The 17,457-nt window shown below is 69.9% G+C and carries 18 protein-coding genes; 8 read left to right on the forward strand and 10 right to left on the reverse strand.

All coding sequences use genetic code 11. The annotated features are described in order from the left end of the window. The first annotated feature begins 165 nt into the window (after nt 1–165). The 3 genes from aceA to ACIPYT_RS00895 all read left to right on the forward strand — a co-directional run bounded on the left by aceA (nt 166) and on the right by ACIPYT_RS00895 (nt 3,677). Nucleotides 166–1,491 carry an isocitrate lyase gene (gene aceA, locus ACIPYT_RS00885; RefSeq protein ID WP_401069530.1) on the forward strand — a complete coding sequence of 442 codons (1,326 nt, stop codon included), beginning with the start codon at nt 166–168 and terminating at the stop codon, nt 1,489–1,491. A gap of 19 nt (nt 1,492–1,510) precedes the next feature. Further along, a complete protein-coding gene (gene aceB, locus ACIPYT_RS00890; protein ID WP_401069533.1) occupies nt 1,511–3,154 on the forward strand; it encodes a malate synthase A in 1,644 nt (547 codons plus the stop codon). 88 nt (nt 3,155–3,242) lie between these two features. After that, nucleotides 3,243–3,677 carry a hypothetical protein gene (locus ACIPYT_RS00895; protein ID WP_401069536.1) on the forward strand — a complete coding sequence of 145 codons (435 nt, stop codon included), beginning with the start codon at nt 3,243–3,245 and terminating at the stop codon, nt 3,675–3,677. A 107-nt stretch (nt 3,678–3,784) separates the two neighbouring features. On the opposite strand, the gene ACIPYT_RS00900 is transcribed toward ACIPYT_RS00895, so the two are convergent. Continuing rightward, nucleotides 3,785–4,294 carry an Lrp/AsnC family transcriptional regulator gene (locus ACIPYT_RS00900; protein WP_401069539.1) on the reverse strand — a complete coding sequence of 170 codons (510 nt, stop codon included), beginning with the start codon at nt 4,292–4,294 and terminating at the stop codon, nt 3,785–3,787. Between the two features lie 109 nt (nt 4,295–4,403). On the opposite strand from ACIPYT_RS00900, the gene ald reads away from it, so the two are divergent. From ald to ACIPYT_RS00915, 3 genes are all read left to right on the forward strand, one after another. Beyond that, the gene (ald, locus tag ACIPYT_RS00905) at nt 4,404–5,498 is read left to right on the forward strand and encodes an alanine dehydrogenase (protein WP_401069542.1); all 1,095 of its coding nucleotides are present in this window, start codon (nt 4,404–4,406) and stop codon (nt 5,496–5,498) included. Between the two features lie 82 nt (nt 5,499–5,580). After that, complete coding sequence (locus tag ACIPYT_RS00910; RefSeq protein ID WP_401069544.1) at nt 5,581–6,783, forward strand: pyridoxal phosphate-dependent aminotransferase; 1,203 nt, start codon at nt 5,581–5,583, stop codon at nt 6,781–6,783. Nucleotides 6,784–6,808: 25 nt separating this feature from the next. Next, nucleotides 6,809–7,327 (forward strand): hypothetical protein, encoded by a 519-nt coding sequence (locus ACIPYT_RS00915; RefSeq protein ID WP_401069547.1) that lies wholly within the window; start codon nt 6,809–6,811, stop codon nt 7,325–7,327. Nucleotides 7,328–7,334: 7 nt separating this feature from the next. Here the strand turns inward: ACIPYT_RS00915 and ACIPYT_RS00920 are convergent, their stop codons facing one another. The 8 genes from ACIPYT_RS00920 to ACIPYT_RS00955 all read right to left on the reverse strand — a co-directional run bounded on the left by ACIPYT_RS00920 (nt 7,335) and on the right by ACIPYT_RS00955 (nt 13,778). Beyond that, on the reverse strand, nt 7,335–7,733 hold the full coding sequence (locus ACIPYT_RS00920) for a VOC family protein (protein WP_401069550.1): 399 nt from the start codon (nt 7,731–7,733) through the stop codon (nt 7,335–7,337). A 32-nt stretch (nt 7,734–7,765) separates the two neighbouring features. Then, on the reverse strand, nt 7,766–8,905 hold the full coding sequence (locus ACIPYT_RS00925; RefSeq protein WP_401074708.1) for a UDP-N-acetylmuramate dehydrogenase: 1,140 nt from the start codon (nt 8,903–8,905) through the stop codon (nt 7,766–7,768). Further along, nucleotides 8,905–9,303: a MaoC/PaaZ C-terminal domain-containing protein gene (locus tag ACIPYT_RS00930; RefSeq protein ID WP_401069553.1), complete on the reverse strand. Its 399-nt coding sequence runs from the start codon at nt 9,301–9,303 to the stop codon at nt 8,905–8,907. Before ACIPYT_RS00930 ends, ACIPYT_RS00925 begins: the two co-directional genes overlap by 1 nt. Next, the gene (locus ACIPYT_RS00935) at nt 9,303–9,758 is read right to left on the reverse strand and encodes a MaoC family dehydratase N-terminal domain-containing protein (RefSeq protein WP_401069557.1); all 456 of its coding nucleotides are present in this window, start codon (nt 9,756–9,758) and stop codon (nt 9,303–9,305) included. The genes ACIPYT_RS00930 and ACIPYT_RS00935 overlap by 1 nt, the downstream gene beginning before the upstream one ends. Nucleotides 9,759–9,819: 61 nt before the next feature. Next, nucleotides 9,820–10,617, reverse strand: coding sequence for a sulfite exporter TauE/SafE family protein (locus ACIPYT_RS00940; protein WP_401069560.1), 798 nt, complete (start codon nt 10,615–10,617; stop codon nt 9,820–9,822). Nucleotides 10,618–10,670: 53 nt separating this feature from the next. Next, nucleotides 10,671–12,218 (reverse strand): tripartite tricarboxylate transporter permease, encoded by a 1,548-nt coding sequence (locus ACIPYT_RS00945; protein WP_401069562.1) that lies wholly within the window; start codon nt 12,216–12,218, stop codon nt 10,671–10,673. Further along, a complete protein-coding gene (locus ACIPYT_RS00950) occupies nt 12,218–12,763 on the reverse strand; it encodes a tripartite tricarboxylate transporter TctB family protein (protein WP_401069565.1) in 546 nt (181 codons plus the stop codon). Before ACIPYT_RS00950 ends, ACIPYT_RS00945 begins: the two co-directional genes overlap by 1 nt. A gap of 1 nt (nt 12,764) precedes the next feature. Further along, nucleotides 12,765–13,778, reverse strand: coding sequence for a Bug family tripartite tricarboxylate transporter substrate binding protein (locus ACIPYT_RS00955; RefSeq protein WP_401069568.1), 1,014 nt, complete (start codon nt 13,776–13,778; stop codon nt 12,765–12,767). Between the two features lie 161 nt (nt 13,779–13,939). Between ACIPYT_RS00955 and ACIPYT_RS00960 the strand changes: the two genes are divergently transcribed. Both ACIPYT_RS00960 and ACIPYT_RS00965 read left to right on the forward strand, forming a co-directional pair. Next, nucleotides 13,940–15,157, forward strand: coding sequence for a hypothetical protein (locus tag ACIPYT_RS00960; RefSeq protein ID WP_401069570.1), 1,218 nt, complete (start codon nt 13,940–13,942; stop codon nt 15,155–15,157). A 100-nt stretch (nt 15,158–15,257) separates the two neighbouring features. Then, nucleotides 15,258–16,832: an AMP-binding protein gene (locus tag ACIPYT_RS00965; RefSeq protein WP_401069573.1), complete on the forward strand. Its 1,575-nt coding sequence runs from the start codon at nt 15,258–15,260 to the stop codon at nt 16,830–16,832. Between the two features lie 59 nt (nt 16,833–16,891). Here the strand turns inward: ACIPYT_RS00965 and rplQ are convergent, their stop codons facing one another. Next, entirely contained in the window at nt 16,892–17,446 is a 555-nt protein-coding gene (gene rplQ / locus ACIPYT_RS00970) for a 50S ribosomal protein L17 (protein ID WP_401069576.1), read from the reverse strand. Nucleotides 17,447–17,457: the final 11 nt, after the last annotated feature.

Consider the following 17,457-nt stretch of genomic DNA (forward strand, 5'->3'; position numbering starts at 1 on the left):
GTCTCGCTTCGCTCGCTCAACGACCGGGACTCGGGGCGATTCTGTCACAGAAACAGAATTTCGGCAGATCTTCACTCGCCGAATGGTCATTGTGGGCATCGATCTTCACACACAGTGGCTACACGCCATCCGGCACCGCCGCCGGCATCCGATGAAGGAGACAGCATGTCGAACACTGCCGAGAACCACACGCCCCGCCCCGCAGGACTCCGCGCCGGCGATCAGGTGCAGACGGCCGCCGAGCTGCAGGAGATCTGGGACACCGACCCTCGGTGGGACGGCGTCGAGCGCACCTACACGGCCGACGACGTCATCCGCATCCGCGGCTCCGTGCGTGAAGACGCCACGCTCGCCCACCGCGGCGCCGAGAACCTCTGGAACCTCCTGCACACCGAGGACTACGTCCGGGCGCTCGGCGCCTACACGGGCGGTCAGGCCGTGCAGCAGGTGCGCGCCGGCCTCAAGGCCATCTACCTCTCGGGCTGGCAGGTCGCGGCCGACGGCAACCTCGCCGGGCAGACCTACCCCGACCAGTCGCTCTACCCCGCGAACTCCGTGCCGGCCGTCGTGCGCCGCATCAACAACGCGCTGCTCCGCCAGGACCAGCTCGAGCACGCCGAGGGGAACGTCACGCAGGACTGGCTGGCACCGATCGTCGCCGACGCCGAGGCGGGGTTCGGCGGTCCGCTCAACGCCTACGAGCTCGCGCAGTCGCTCATCCAGGCCGGCGCCGCCGCGATCCACTGGGAAGACCAGCTGGCCAGTGAGAAGAAGTGCGGGCACCTGGGCGGCAAGGTCCTCGTGCCGACGCAGCAGCACATCCGCACCCTGAACGCGGCTCGCCTCGCGGCCGATGTCGCCGGCGTTCCGACCGTCATCATCGCGCGGACGGATGCTCTCGCCGCCGATCTCCTCACGAGCGACATCGACGAGCGCGATCAGGAGTTCACGACCGGCGAGCGCACCCCCGAGGGCTTCTACCGCATCCGCGCCGGTATCGAGTCGGTCATCAGCCGCGGCCTCGCGTTCGCCCCCTACGCCGACCTGCTGTGGGTCGAGACCGGCGAGCCCGACATCGAGCTGGCCCGCGAGTTCGCGGCGGCGATCCACGCCGAGTTCCCCGGCAAGATGCTCGCGTACAACTGCTCGCCGAGCTTCAACTGGAAGCGCCACCTCTCGGATGCCGAGATCGCGACGTTCCAGCAGGAGCTCGCCGACCTGGGCTACCGGTTCCAGTTCATCACCCTGGCCGGGTTCCACGCCCTGAACCACTCCATGTTCGACCTCGCCCGCGGCTACGCCGAGCGCGCCATGAGCGCGTACGTCGAGCTGCAGGAGGCCGAGTTCGCCGCCGAAGCCGACGGCTACACCGCCACCAAGCACCAGCGCGAGGCGGGCACCGGCTACTTCGACGTGATCTCGACGGCGCTCAACCCCGACAGCGTCACCCTCGCCCTCGCCGGCTCCACCGAGACCGCGCAGTTCCACTGACTCTCAAAGGACACCGATCATGACCACTCCCACCATCACCCAGCAGGGCCCGGCGATCACGGTCACCGGCCCCCTCCGCGAGCGCTACAGCGAGATCCTCACCCCCGAGGCGATCGCGTTCCTCACCGAGCTGCACCACCGTTTCGCCGCGCGACGCCACGATCGTCTCGCCGACCGGATGCGCCGGCGCTTCGAGATCGGCAACGGTCACGACCCGCGCTTCCGCGACGACACCCGGCACATCCGCGAGGACGCGTCCTGGCGGGTCGCCGGCGCCGGCCCCGGGCTGGAGGACCGCCGCGTCGAGATCACCGGGCCCACCGACCCGAAGATGACGATCAACGCGCTGAACTCCGGAGCGCGGGTCTGGCTCGCCGACCAGGAGGACGCCACGAGCCCGACCTGGAAGAACGTGATCGAGGGACAGTTGTCGCTCCGCGACGCCATCCGCGGCGAATTGTCGTTCACGGGCCCCGCGAGTGCCGACGGCCCCGGCAAGGAGTACCGCGTCACCGCCGAGCGCACCCCCACGATCGTGATGCGCCCGCGCGGCTGGCACCTGCCGGAGAAGCACGTGGAGTTCATCGACCGCGCGGGGCGCCGCACCGCGGCATCCGGTTCCCTCGTCGACTTCGGCCTGTACTTCCTGCACAACGCGCAGGAGTTGATCACCCGTGGGCGCGGCCCGTACTTCTACCTCGCGAAGATCGAGTCGAGCGAGGAGGCGAAGCTGTGGGACGACGTGTTCTCGTTCAGCGAGGAGTACATCGGGATCCCGCACGGCACGATCCGCGCGACCGTGCTGATCGAGACCCTGCCCGCCGCGTTCGAGATGGACGAGATCCTCTACGAGCTGCGCGACCACTGCGCGGGCCTCAACGCCGGACGCTGGGACTACATCTTCTCGATCATCAAGAACTACCGCGGTCGCGGTGCGCGCTTCGTGCTCCCCGACCGCAGCGAGGTCACGATGACGGTGCCGTTCATGCGGGCCTACACCGAGCTGCTCGTGCAGACGTGCCACAAGCGCGGGGCGTATGCCATCGGCGGCATGAGCGCCTTCATCCCCAATCGGCGCGATCCCGAGGTGACGGCGCGGGCGATCGAGAAGGTGTCGGCCGACAAGAAGCGGGAGGCCGGAGACGGCTTCGACGGCACCTGGGTCGCGCATCCCGACCTGATCTCCACGGCGCAGGCCGAGTTCGATGCGGTGCTCGGAGAGCGCCCGAACCAGCTCGACCGCCTGCGCCCCGAGGTGTCGGTCGCCCCGGAGGATCTGCTCGACCTGCACATCGGCCGCCCCATCACGGCGCAGGGCGTGCGCGACAACGTCTCGGTGGCGATCCGCTACCTCGAGGCGTGGCTGCGGGGCCTGGGCGCCGTGGCGATCGACAACCTCATGGAAGACGCCGCGACCGCCGAGATCAGCCGCTCGCAGGTGTGGCAGTGGATCCACCAGGACCGCACCACTGAGGACGGCACGCCGATCACCGCGGAGTACGTCGAGGGACTGATCGGGAGCGTGCTGGCGCAGGCGACGCGTTCGGCCGGCGACCGCTTCGACGACGCCGCCGAGGTGTTCCGCGAGGTGGCCCTGCAGCCCGAGTTCCCGGCGTTCCTCACGGTCGGCGCATACTCACGGTTCCTGATCGACGAGGCCTGACCCGATCGAAGGAGGGCCCGGATGCCGATGGCATCCGGGCCCCTTCCGCGTCGGCCCTCGACTCTCCGCACGGGCGTAGCCTGAATCCATGACCGACGTCTGGACCGGGGTCGCCTCGGAGTTCCTGCACCTCTACCCGCGCGGGAAGCGTCTGCTCGCGGTCGCCGGAGCGGATGCCGAGCGCTCGCGCCGTGCGGCCGACGACCTCGCCGCCGCTCTCGTCGCGGCCGGGCATCCGGTGGAGCGCGCGCACACCGCGGACGGCGACGGCTCCGCGCTGCGCGCCGACGCGATCGCCCCGTTCCGCGCCGACGGAGCCGAGGGCGCGGTGCTCGTCGTGTCGGGCCCGGCAGCGCTGCTGAACGAGGGCACCCGCGGCCTGTGGAACTTCACGCTGTGGCAGCTCGCCGGCGACGAGCAGCCGCACTCCGTGGCATCCGCCCTGGTGGACGTCACCGACCCCGAGCATCCGACCCGGCGCTTCGCCGACTACTGCGCCCTGCCGGCATCCTTCGGCGCTTGAGAGAACTGCCCCGCTCAGATGCATGCCCGATCGACGGATGCAGGTCGGACGCCGTCGGCTCGACCTGCATCCGCGGAATCGGCATGCAGGTGAGCGCCCCGCGACCGTCAGCGGAACGACGCGGCGACCGAGTTGCGGTGGTAGTCGAACACGATGCTCGTGCGGGTCGAGGCGACGCTGGCCTGCGCCGAGAGGTGCTCGAGCACGAACTCCCGCATCTCCGACGAGTCGGCGACCGCGATGTGCAGCAGGAAGTCGTCGTCGCCCCCGAGGAAGAACACCTGGATGACCTGCGGCAGCACCCGCACGCGGTCGGCGAACTCCACGATGCTCTCGCGTCGGCCGCTCGGTCGCAGCGTGACGCCGATCACGGCCTGCAGGCCTGCACCCAGCATCCGCTCGTCCACACTGGCGTGGAAGCCCGTGATGACCCCGCGGTCGACGAGCGCTCGGAGTCGCGCATGAGCCGTCGACGGGGCGACGCCGAGGTGGCCCGCGAGCTCCGCGTTGGTCATACGCCCATCGGCGCTGAGCAGCTGCACGATCCGCGCGTCGACGCGGTCGAGGGCGGGCGCCCGAAGACTGTTCGGCTCCGGGGCCTCGGATGTCGTCTCCATGCGAACGATTATGCAGGATCTGACTGTGCGGCGAAGCTTCTTCAGTGAATCTGTCACTGAGGCGATGTTTCTGCGATTCTGGTCGCACGAATCGTCACCAGGAGGATCGATGAAGATCGGCGTGCCCACCGAGGTCAAGAACAACGAGAACCGCACGGCGCTCACCCCCGCCGGGGCCGACCGTCTGGTACACGAAGGCCACCGCGTGCTCGTGCAGTCCGGTGCCGGCGTCGGCTCGGGGATCTCCGACGACGCCTACCGCGCCGCGGGCGCCGAGATCGTCGCGACCGCCGAGGAGACCTGGGGCGAGGCCGAGCTGCTCATCAAGGTCAAGGAGCCGATCGCCCAGGAGTACGGGTTCCTGCGCGACGACCTCATGCTCTTCACATACCTGCACCTCGCCGCCGACCGCGCTCTCACCACGGCGCTCGTCGACGCGGGCACCACCGCGGTGGCCTACGAGACCGTGCAGCTCCCCGACCGCAGCCTCCCTCTCCTCATCCCGATGAGCGAGATCGCCGGACGCCTCTCCGTCACGATGGGCTCGTACTCGCTGATGCGCTCGGCCGGCGGCCGCGGCGTGCTGATGGGCGGCATCGCGGGAGCGCCGCGCGCCCGCACGGTCGTGATCGGCGGCGGCGTCGCGGGCGAGCACGCGGCCGCGAACGCCCTGGGCCTCGGCTCGCAGGTGACCGTGATCGACATCTCTCTGCCGCGTCTGCGCGAGCTGGAGCACCGGTACGGCGGTGCGCTCGAGACGCGTGCCTCCAGCCGCTACGACATCGCCGAAGCCCTCACGACCGCCGACCTCGTGATCGGCTCGGTGCTGATCCCGGGCGCCGCCGCGCCCAAGCTCGTGACCGACGAGATGGTCGCGAACATGAAACCCGGCTCGGTGCTCGTCGACATCGCGATCGACCAGGGCGGATGCTTCGAGGGCTCGCGCCCCACGACGCACGACGATCCCACGTTCGCGGTGCACGACTCGATCTACTACTGCGTCGCGAACATGCCGGGCGCCGTCCCCGAGACCGCGACGCGCTCGCTCACGAACGCCACCCTCCCCTACGTGTCGGCGATCGCCGGCAAGGGCTGGGAGCGCGCGGCAGCCGAAGACCCGGCGCTCGCGAAGGGTCTGAACGTGCAGGGCGGACGCATCACCCTGGATGCCGTCGCGCAGGCGCACGGCTTCGCCACCGCCTGACGCGCTCGCCCGCGAAAGAACCGCGGTTCTTGATGACGACTCACCCCGCACTGCGCAGGTCTTCCCGAGTACGCTCGTAACCGTGACCGAACGCGCTCCCCTCTCCCGCAAGCTCTCCGCCATCGCCGAGTCGGCGACCCTCAAGGTCGACGCCAAGGCCAAGGCCCTCAAGGCCGAGGGCAAGGACGTCATCTCCTACGCCGCGGGCGAGCCGGACTTCTCGACGCCGCAGTTCATCGTCGATGCCGCCGCCGAGGCGCTGGCCGACCCGGCGAGCTACCGCTACACCCCGGCCACCGGCCTCCCGGCGCTGCGCGAAGCGGTCGCCGCCAAGACTCTCCGCGACTCGGGCCTCGAGATCTCGCCGTCGCAGGTCATCGTGACGAACGGCGGCAAGCAGTCCGTGTACCAGGCCTTCCAGGCCGTGGTGAACCCGGGCGACGAGGTGCTGCTGCCGGCGCCGTACTGGACGACCTACCCCGAGGCGATCCGTCTCGCCGACGGCATCCCGGTCGAGGTGTTCGCGGGCGCCGACCAGGAGTACAAGGTCACGGTCGAGCAGCTCGAGGCCGCACGCACCGACCGCACCACGGTGCTCGTCTTCGTCTCGCCGTCGAACCCGACGGGCTCGGTCTACACCGCCGAGGAGACGAAGGCCATCGGCGAATGGGCGCTCGAGCACGGCATCTGGGTGATCTCCGACGAGATCTACCAGAACCTCACGTACGAGGGTGCGTCGGCGACGTCCATCGTCGCGGCTGTGCCCGAGGTCGCCGGTCAGACCATCCTCGTGAACGGCGTCGCCAAGACGTACGCCATGACCGGATGGCGCGTGGGCTGGATGGTGGGCCCTGCCGACGCGATCAAGATCGCCGGCAACCTGCAGTCGCACCTGTCGAGCAACGTCAACAACGTGGCGCAGAAGGCCGCGATCGCCGCCCTGAACGGCCCGCAGACCGAAGCCGAGCAGATGCGCGAGGCGTTCGACCGCCGCCGTCGCCTGATCGTGTCGGAGCTGTCGAAGATCGACGGCCTCGTCGTGCCGAACCCGCTCGGCGCGTTCTACGTCTACCCCGACGTGCAGGGCCTCCTCGGCCGCACCTGGGGCGGCGTGACGCCGACCACCTCGCTGGAGCTCGCCGACCTCATCCTCGAGCAGGCCGAGGTCGCGGTGGTGCCGGGCGAGGCCTTCGGCCCCTCGGGCTACATCCGCATGTCGTACGCGCTGGGCGACGACCAGCTGTTCGAGGGCGTGCAGCGCCTGCAGCGGCTCTTCGCCTCCTGAGGCGCGCGCTCACACCACGATGTCGATGGTCGACGCCAGAACGCTGACGAGGGAACAGGCGCGAGACGCGGCGCAAGATCATCTCGACGGTGCGCGCACGCTGATCCCGAACGAGATCCCTGACGAGCTTCCCGGCTTCGTGAACTCCGAGGGTGTCTACATCCCCGGTTATCACGACTTCGAGCACACGCTGTGGCGGGTCGGCGCCGACATCTGGGAGATCCTCATCGCACATCCGTCGTTGCGGAAGGATGATGTCCTGTGTGCACAGATCGTCGCCGTCGCGACGAACCGTGCGGCGATGCGCGGCAGACGGTCATTCATCCTCGCGTGCGGGTCCGTGAAGCATGCGCGATACGCACCGCAGCTGGTCGCTCACCTCGACGACAACGCCGTCGACGGACAAGTCCTCGACACGCTCTTGAAGATGCGCGTCGGCGAGTACACGACGGAAGTGCGCCCGCTCCTCGACTCCCCTACGGCTTTCATCCGCCGACTCGCGAAGCGCTACGTCGAGAGGTACCCCGACACGCCCGCCCCCTGAGGCCGCCTCACTCCTCCTGGAAGCCGATCAGCCAGCGGATGCCGTAACGGTCGACGAGCGTGCCGTCGTAGTCGCCCCACGGACGCTTCTGCAGCGCGTCGATCACGCGGCCTCCCGCCGACAGCTGATCGAACCAGCTCGTGAGGGTCGTGGCGTCGGCGGTGCCCAGCAGCGACAGGAACATGCCGCTCATCTGCACCGCGTCGTCGTCGGCCCCGGCGTCCGCTCCGGCGAGCGCGACCGGTCCCGACAGCTGCCCGTGGGCGACCGCGTCGCCCGGACCGTCGTGCCGACCGGCATCCGCGTAGCTCATGGTCTGGAGCTCGCCGCCGAAGACGGTGCGGTACAGCTCGAGCGCCTCCGCGGCGTTGCCGGGGAACAGCAGGTACGGGATCAGTCCGCTCATCCCGCGAGTGTACGGCGAACCTCCGACGCGGGCTACAGCTCCACGCCGAGCAGCACGGGCTCGGGTTGCAGCACGAGACCGAACTCGGCGTGCACACGGCTCTGGATGAACCGGGCGAGCTCCGAGACCTCTGCGGCGGTCGCGCCGCCGCGGTTCGTGAGGGCGAGCGCGTGCTTGGTCGACACCGAGGCGCGCGAGCGGGGCAGCTTGAACCCCTTGCGGATGCCCGCCTGCTCGATCAGCCACGCCGCGCTGACCTTGACGTCGGGCGCCTCGGTCTTGGCCACCGGCACGAGGCCCTCGTACGACGACAACGGGATCACCGTGACCGCGTCGAGATCGGGCGCGACGGGCCACCGCGGGCATTCGGGCGGCAGCGTGCGCGCGACGGCGTCGGTCACGATCGCGTTCTGGAAGAACGACCCCACGCCGTGCGTGTCGGGGTCGTCGGCATCGAGCAGCATGCCCTTGGAGGCCCGCGTGGCGAGGATGCGCTCCCGCACCCAGGTCAGCGGCACGGGGTCGTCGGAGGCGAGCCCCAGGGCGCGACGCAGCTGCTCGCCGCGCACGACCCGCTCGCTCGCGACCAGAAGGTCGACCGTGACGGAGAGGATGACCGCGCGGCGCTGCGGCTCATGACCGTAGTGGTGCTTGAGCACCGAGGTGCGGAAGCCGAGTCCGAGATCGGCGGCGGGGACCGTCGAGACCGCGCCCGTCGACTCGTCGATGAGCTCGACCTCGACCAGGGTCTCCTGGATCTCCTGACCGTAGGCGCCGATGTTCTGCACGGGGGCCGCGCCGACCGTGCCGGGGATGCCGCTCATGGCCTCGAGACCCGCGTAGCCGTGCTCGACCGCGTAGGCGACCAGGTCGTCCCATCCGTGCCCCGCCTCGACGCGCAGACGGATGCGACCGGCGTGCGGCGACGGCAGTTCCTCGATGCCACGGGTGAGCACCCGGATGACGGTGCCCTCGAACGTCTCATCGCCGACGAAGAGGTTCGAGCCGCCGCCGAGCGCGAGCCACTCGTCGCCGCGTACCCACACGTCGGTGAGAGCGTCGACCAGTTCGTCGCGCGTGCGCGCTTCGACCATGCGCTCGGGCGCACCCCCCGTGCGGAGCGTCGTGAGCGTCGACAGCCGCAGCGGCTCGACCGCGTTCACCGAGCCCATCACGCGGCGATGCGCAGCTGCGCCTTGACGAGCACGGTGGTCTCGCCGAACGTGACCTTGAGGTCGACCCGCGTCGCGGTCTCGTCGACCGCACCGACCGTGGCGATCACGTGCAGGTCGGCACCGTCGACCGGGTCGACGACCACGGGCTTGGTGAACCGCACGCCGTAGTCGAGCACGCGCGCAGCGGGGTCGAGTGCCGCGACGACGACCGACGAGGCGATGCCCATGGTCAGCATCCCGTGCGCGAGCACTCCGGGCAGGCCGACCGAGGCGGCGACGTCGTCGCGGTAGTGGATCGGGTTGAAGTCGCCGGAGGCGCCGGCGTACCGCACGAGCGACTCACGGGTCAGGTGCACGGTGCGCTCGGCGATCACGTCTCCGACGGCGTACGACATCACTCTGCTCCCTCTTCCGCGCCGACGAGCAGCACGCTGGTGGCGGTCACGACGTGCGCGCCCTCGGCATCCGCGATCTCGGCCTCGCTCGTGATCATGGCGTTGCCGCCCATCATGCGGATGCCGGTGACCCGGAGCTGCGCGGTGAGCTCGTCGCCCGCGACGATCGGGCGGCTGTAGGCGAAGCGCTGCTCGGCGTGGATCGTGCGGGCGAGCACGATACCCGAGTCCGGCTCGCCGAGGAGCTGCTGCAGCGTGAGGTCCTGGATGACCATCGCGAACGTCGGCGGCGCCACCACATCGGCGAAGCCCGCCGCGCGTGCGGCCTCGACGTCGGTGTGCTGCGGGGCGTCGGCGAACACGGCGCACGCGAACTCGCGCACCTTCTCGCGTCCGACGAGGTACGGGGTGGTCGGCGGGAACTCCCGGCCGACGAGATCTTGGTTCACTGCCACCCCTCGATCCTACGTTCTCGACCGTCGGAGCGATGCCGGACGGCCGGACGAAACCGGCGGTTCAGGACGTCTTGCGCCCCTTGATCGCCTTCATCGCCATCTGCACCGCGATCACGACGAGGTAGGCGGCGAACAGCATGTTCGCGAGCATCGGATCGATGATCGTCGCGAGCCACGCACCGAGCGCCGTCGTGGTGCACGCCGAGACGCCGACCATCGCGGCGGCCACCAGATCGACGTTGCGGTTGCGCAGATTGCCGATCGTGCCCGAGATCGCGGTCGGGATCATCATGAGCATCGACGTGCCCTTCGCCACGAGGTCGCTCGTGCCGAAGGCGAGCATGAGCACCGGCACGACGACGATGCCGCCGCCGACGCCGATGAGCCCCGCGAGGATGCCGGTGCCGACGCCGACCGCCACGAGGGCGATACCCGTCAGCAGCGTGAGCTCGAAGACGGCCTCGCGCGACGGGATCACGAGGAACAGGCTGACGATGACGACCACCAGGAAGCCCACGAAGAACCACCGGAGCACGGGCTGCGAGATCCGGGGCAGCAGTCGCGTGCCGATCTGTGCGCCCACCACGGACCCCGCGGCGAGGATGAGCGCGGGAATCCAGGCGACCGAGTCGTGGAGTGCGTACGACACGACGCCGACGGTCGCGGTCGGCACGATCGCCGCCAGCGAGGTGCCCGCACCGAGGCGCTGGTTGAAGTGCAGGAACAGCACGAGCAGCGGGACGATGACCGTGCCGCCGCCGACGCCGAACAGACCGGAGAGGAGGCCCGCGAGGAGGCCGATCCCGATGAAGGATGCGTAGGCACGAGGCCCTCGGTTCAGGGTCTCTGCGTCGCTCACCGGATCAGCCTACTCCCGCGGGCCTCCTCTGCTCGTTCGCGTGTCGGTCGGGGTCAGACCTCCGCGTCGCTCTTGATCGGCACCGCGATCGACTCGGTGAGCGCCTGCTCGTACCGGCGCTGACGGCGGCGCAGCCACAGCCCGCCGACGACGAGCAGCGCGAGCACGGCGTACGCCACGGCCGCGAACGGCTGCGCCACGAGCGTCGTGAGGTCGCCCTGGCTGAGCTGCAGGGCCTTTCGCAGGTACTCCTCCCCCATCGGCCCGAGAATCATGCCCACCACGAGCGGCGCCACGGGATACCCGTAGCGCCGCATGAAGTAGCCGAGCACGCCGATGATCAGCAGGATCAGCACGTCGACGACCGCGAAGTTCAGCGCGTAGGCGCCGAAGGCGGCGAACAGCAGGATGCCGGCGTACAGGTACGGCCGCGGGATCTGCAGCAGCTTGACCCACATGCCCACGAGCGGGAGGTTGAGCACGATCAGGATGACGTTGCCGAGGTACAGGCTCGCGACCAGGGCCCACACGAGCGCGGGCTGGTTCTGGAAGAGCTGCGGCCCTGGCTGCAGACCGTACGACTGGAAGGCCACGAGGATGATCGCCGCGGTCGCCGTGGTCGGCAGCCCGAGAGTCAGCAGCGGCACGAGCACACCGGCGGCGGCGGCGTTGTTCGCCGATTCCGGACCGGCGACGCCCTCGATGGCTCCACGGCCGAACTCCTTGCGGTGCTTCGAGAGCCGCCGCTCGGTCGCGTACGACAGGAAGGTCGCGACATCCGCACCGCCGGCGGGGATCGTGCCGATCGGAAAGCCGATCGCGGTGCCCCGCAGCCACGGCTTCCACGACCGCTTCCAGTCGTCCTTCGTCATCCAGCTGCGCCACCCGCGCGCGACCGGGATCACATCGACGCCGCCGTGCCGCAGGCGCGCGGCGATCCAGAGCGTCTCTCCGACCGCGAAGAGCCCGACCGCCACCAGCACGACGTCGATGCCGTCGGACAGCGGCAGCAGCCCCAGCGTGTACCGTTGCTGCGCGGTGAGGGTGTCGGTGCCGACGAGGCCGAGGAAGAGACCGACGCCGAGCGAGGTCATGCCGCGCGGCACCGAGTTCCCGATGAGGGCGCCGACCGTGATGAAGGCGATCACGATGAGGGCGACGTAGTCGGCCGGACCGAGGTTCACGGCGAACTGCGCGAGCACCGGCGCGAGCAGCGTCAGGCCGATCGTCGCGATCGTCCCCGCGATGAACGAGCCGATCGCCGCGGTCGCGAGCGCCGCGGCACCACGGCCGAGCTTGGCCATCTTGTTGCCCTCGATCGCCGTCACGATCGACGCGGATTCGCCCGGGGTGTTGAGCAGGATGCTCGTCGTGGACCCGCCGTACATACCGCCGTAGTAGATGCCGGCGAACGTGATGAGAGCGGCGGTCGGATCGAGCGTGTAGGTCAGCGGCAGCAGCAACGCCACCGTCATCGCCGGGCCGATGCCGGGCAGCACGCCCACCGCGGTGCCGATCAGCACTCCGAGGAAGGCGAAGATGAGGTACTGGGGCTGGATCGCCGTGGCGAAGCCCTCCATCAACAGCGACAGGCTGTCCATCAGAACATCCCTCCCAGCCACCCGAGCGCGGGACCCCACGGCAGCGACAGCCCCATGAGGCCGCCGAACACGACCTGAACCACGAGACCGACCGCGAGGCCGATCACGAAGCCCATCCACCAGCGCTTCGCGCCGAGGGCCCACGCGACCACGCCGAAGAGCACGGCGGCGGCCGGCGCCCAGCCGATCACGTCGATCAGCAGCAGATGGGCGAGCACCGCGCCGACGATCTTGGCGAGCGCGAGCCAGTCGACCGAGGCGTCAGGATCGATGTCCTCCCCCTCCTCGACTTCGACGCGTCGACCGCGGAGCACGGAGACGAGCACCGCTGCCGCGGAGGCGAGCAGCAGGATCGCGACGAACAGCGGGAAGACCGTCGGACCGACCTGCACGCCGACCGGCACATGGATCGTGAAGACGCCGACGAGCGCGAAGACGCCGAGGGCGAGCATGAGCAGGGCGAAGACGAGTTCACCGAGGGGAACCCGCGGGACGGGCCGAGTCGCCTCGGCCCGTCCGCTCGCCCCGAGGATCGGGGCGCCCATGTCAGATCAGTCCGATGTTCTTCAGGGTGCCGGTCACGTCGGCGATGTCGCCCTCGAGGAAGTCGTCGAACTCCGCCCCGGTGAGGAAGGCATCCGTCCACCCCTTCGTCTCGAGCTCATCGGTCCAGGCACCGAGGTCGTGCATCTCGGTGACGATGCGCTCGAGCTCGGTGCGGTCGGCGTCGGAGATCCCGCCGGGGGCGACCACGCCGCGCCAGTTCGTGAGCACGACGTCGTACCCGGCATCCGTGATCGTCGGCACGTCCTCCAGCGACGGCACCGCTTCTGCCGACGACACCGCGAGCGCGCGCATCGACCCGTCCTCGATGTACTGCAGGAACTCCCCGACGCCCGAGATGCCGGCGGAGACCTTGTCGCCGATGAGCAGCGACACGGCCTCGCCGCCCCCGGAGTTGGGTGTGTAGTTCAGCTTCTGCGGGATCTCCGCACCCTCGACGCCCGCGGCTTCGAGCAGGAGCCCGGCGAGGATGTGGTCGGCGCCTCCGGCCGACCCACCCGTGACCGTGACCGACTGCCCGTTGTCGACGATGTCCTCGACCAGGTCTTCCAGGGTGTCGTACTTCGAGTCGGCGGGAACGACGACCACGAGCGGCTCGTCCGTGAGGCGCGCGATCGGGGTGGTGTCCTCGAGCCGCACCGCCGAGGCGTTTGTCTCGATGGCGCCGACCATCACCAGGCCCATGACCATCAGCGTGGCCGGGTCCTTCTCGTTCGCGAGCTGCGCGAGCCCGACGGTGCCACCGGCTCCGCCGACGTTGGTCACCGGCGCGGATCCGACGACGTCGTCGGCCGTGAGCACCTGCGACATCGCACGGCCGGTCTGATCCCAGCCGCCACCCGGATCGGCGGGGACGATGATGTTGACGCTGTCGAAAGCGGACGCCTCGTCGCCGCCTCCGCCTGCAGCCGGGGCGCTTCCGCCCGAGCAGGCCGTGAGAGCCAGGGCCGCGGCCGCGAGTACTCCACCGGCCGTGGCGATACGTGAGTGCTTCATTGCGCTCCTCCTTGAGCGTTCGCGTTGCTGTCCGTCCACCCTGGGATCGCGCACCTGCCCGCTCAAGCTTCGGAAACCATTGGTCGCGTTCCGAAACTATTGGTCGCGAACGCCCGGATGCCGATCTCGCGGAGCGCGCGGAGTGCGAGGACAATGGTCGGGTGGCCTCGAAGATGACGCTCCGCATGCAGCTGCTCGCGCTGCAGGCGCTGATCGTGTTCCTGGTGACGCTCGCCACGGGGATCGTCGCCGGAGCCTCTCAGGAGCACGCCCTGCGCGAGGCCTACAAAGACAGGATGCAGGCGGTCGCCCAGTCGATCGCCGCGCTGCCTACCGTGCTCGACGCGTTCGACGACCGCGATCCGTCGGCCGTGATCCAGCCGATCGCCGAGGTGATCCGCGAGGCGTCCGATCTCGCCTACGTCGTCGTGGCGAACGATCAGGGCATCCGCTACTCGCATCCGAATCCCGACCGCATCGGCGAGAGGGTCTCGACCGATCCGTCCGTGCCCCTGTCCGGCGAGATCTACGTCGGCACGCAGACCGGAACCCTCGGCACCTCGTGGCGCGTCAAGGTGCCGATCCGCGACGACGCGGGCACGGTGATCGGCACGGCATCCGTCGGGATCCTCGAATCCGAGCTCAACGAGGAGTTCACGGGCACCCTGGTGTGGCTCATCTCGGCCATGCTCGCGGCCGCGGTGCTCGGGGTGTTCGGGTCGGCGTGGGTGACTTCCGTCATCCGTCGGCGCATCTACCGGCTCGAACCGCACCAGATCGCGGCGCTCGTGAAGAATCAGGAGACCACGCTGCACCGGCTCAGCGAGGGCGTCATCACGGTGAACGGCGCGGGCCGCATCACGCTCGCGAACGACGCCGCGGCGCGGCTGCTCGAGAAGGATGCCGGCGAGCTCGACGACGCCCCGGCCGAGGACGTGCTCGACGCCGAGCTGCTCTCGGTGCTGCGCGAGGGCGAGGACGCCGGGCGTCCGGTGATCGTCGGTGCGCACGTGCTGGTGGCCCGCAGCACCGGGAGCGTGCACGACGGCGCCGGCGTCGAGGCGACGCTGCTGCTGCGCGATCACACCGAGCTCCACGACGTGGTGCAGCGGGTGGAGGCCGCCGACGCGATCATCGCGTTCCGCGAGCGTTTCGGCCTCCCCAAGGGGCTGAGCGCCGAGACGCTCGACCGGGTCGCTGCGGCGCTGGCCGCACGCCCCGACGCCTCCGCGACCGAGATCGGCGACGACCTGCAGATGTCCCGGGTGAGCGCGCGGCGCTACCTCGAACATCTGGCGAGCACCGGGCGGGCCGTGCGTTCGCTGGACTACTCGACCAAGGGGCGCCCGGGCACGCGCTACCGCGAGACCGGCGCCTGAGACGCCCTGGACGCACGACACCCTGGGACCCGATGCCCGTCTGTGCGACACTGAATCGCATCGGACGACGCCGTCGCCGACCCGGATCGAAGGAGATCTCATGGTTCGCAGCACGTATCCCGATGTCGAGGTCCCCGCGGTCTCGATCCACGAGTTCCTGTTCGGAGACATCGACCCGTCGCGGCTCGACGCGGTCGCGCTCATCGACGGGGTCAGCGGTGCGACCACCACCTACCGACAGCTCATCGGGCAGATCGACCGGTTCGCCGGAGCCCTGGCCGCGCGCGGGGTCGGCGTCGGCACCGTGGTCGGCGTCCTGTGCCCGAACGTCCCCGCCTTCGCGACGGTGCTGCACGGCATCCTCCGCGCGGGAGCCACGGCCACGACGATCAACTCGCTGTACACCGCCGACGAGATCGCGAACCAGCTGACGGATGCCGGGGCGACGTGGCTCTTGACGGTCTCGCCCCTCCTGCCGGGAGCGCAGGCCGCCGCGGAGCGCCTCGGCGTCGACGCGGACCACGTGATCGTGCTCGACGGCGCCGAGGGCCACCCTTCGCTCGGAGCACTGCTCGCCGAGGGCCGCGGCGCCCCGGATGTGTCGTTCGACCCGGCCACGCACATCGCGGTGCTCCCCTACTCGTCGGGCACGACCGGGCGCCCGAAGGGCGTGATGCTCACGCACCGCAACCTCGTCGCAAACGTCAGCCAGTGCCGCTCGAGCATCTCGCTCGTCGACGACGACCGCGTGCTCGCCGTGCTCCCCTTCTTCCACATCTACGGGCTCACCGTGCTGCTGAACTTCGCCCTCCGACAGCGCGCGGCGCTCGTCACGATGCCGAAGTTCGATCTGGCCGAGTTCCTGCGCGTGGTGCAGGAGCACCGCACGAGCTGGATCTTCATCGCACCGCCCATCGCGGTCGCGCTCGCCAAGCATCCGCTGGTCGACCAGTACGACCTGTCGGCGATCAAGGTCGTGTTCTCGGGGGCGGCGCCGCTCGACCGCGCCCTCGCCTCCGCGGTCGCCGCACGCCTCGACTGCATCGTCTGCCAGGGGTACGGGATGACGGAGACCAGCCCCGTGACGCACGCGATCCCCTACGACCGCGCCGACATCGACCGCTCGACGGTCGGGATGCTGCTCGCGAACACCGAGGCGCGGCTCGTGGCCGAGGACGGCGGCGACGTGGAGGTGCCCGCCGACGGCGCGAGCGATCCGGGCGAACTGCTCATCCGCGGCCCGCAGGTCATGGCGGGGTACCTCAACCGTCCGGACGCGACGGCCGAGATGCTCGACGCCGACGGCTGGCTGCACACGGGTGATGTCGCCACGGTCGACGCCGACGGCGTCTTCCGTATCGTCGACAGGCTCAAGGAGCTCATCAAGTACAAGGGGTACCAGGTGGCGCCGGCCGTGCTCGAGGCGGTGCTGCTCGAGCATCCGTCCATCGCCGACGCGGCCGTGATCGGCACCCTCGACGACGACGGGCAGGAAGTCCCCAAGGCCTACGTCGTCGTGCAGCCCGGAGCCGATCTCGACGCGGATGCCGTGATGGCTCACGTCGCCGCGCATGTCGCGCCGCACGAGAAGGTGCGCCAGGTCGAGTTCATCGAGGCCATCCCGAAGTCGGCCTCCGGCAAGATCCTCCGCAAGGACCTCCGCGCCCGCGCCTGATCCCGGACACGACGAAGCCCGCCACCCCGAGGGGATGGCGGGCTTCGTGCGATGCGAGATTACTTGTTCTCGACGGCGTCCTCGGCGGCGGCCTCAGCGGCCTCGCCCTCGGCCTGCGACTCGGCACCGGCGTCCGCGACGGTCTCCTCTGCGGGAGCGTCCTCGGCGGCGGTCTCCTCGACCGGAGCCTCCTCGGCCGGCTTCTCAGCCTTCTCGGCCTTCGGAGCGGCCTTGGCAGCCTTCTTCTTGGGGGTGACGGGCTCGAGGACGAGCTCGATCACGGCCATGGGCGCGTTGTCGCCCTTGCGGTTGCCGACCTTCGTGATGCGCGTGTAGCCGCCCTCGCGCTCCGCGACCAGCGGGGCGATCTCGGCGAACAGCGTGTGCACGACGTCCTTGTCACCGATGACCGAGAGAACGCGACGACGAGCGTGCAGGTCTCCGCGCTTGGCGAAGGTGATCAGACGCTCGGCGAGCGGACGCAGGCGCTTGGCCTTGGTCTCGGTCGTCTTGATGGACTTGTGGGTGAACAGCGCAGCGGCGAGGTTGGCAAGCAGCAGACGCTCGTGGGCGGGGCCGCCTCCGAGGCGGGGACCCTTGGTGGGCTTGGGCATATTGATCTAAC

Source organism: Microbacterium sp. NPDC089695, assembly GCF_044749085.1.
Taxonomy (GTDB): domain Bacteria; phylum Actinomycetota; class Actinomycetes; order Actinomycetales; family Microbacteriaceae; genus Microbacterium.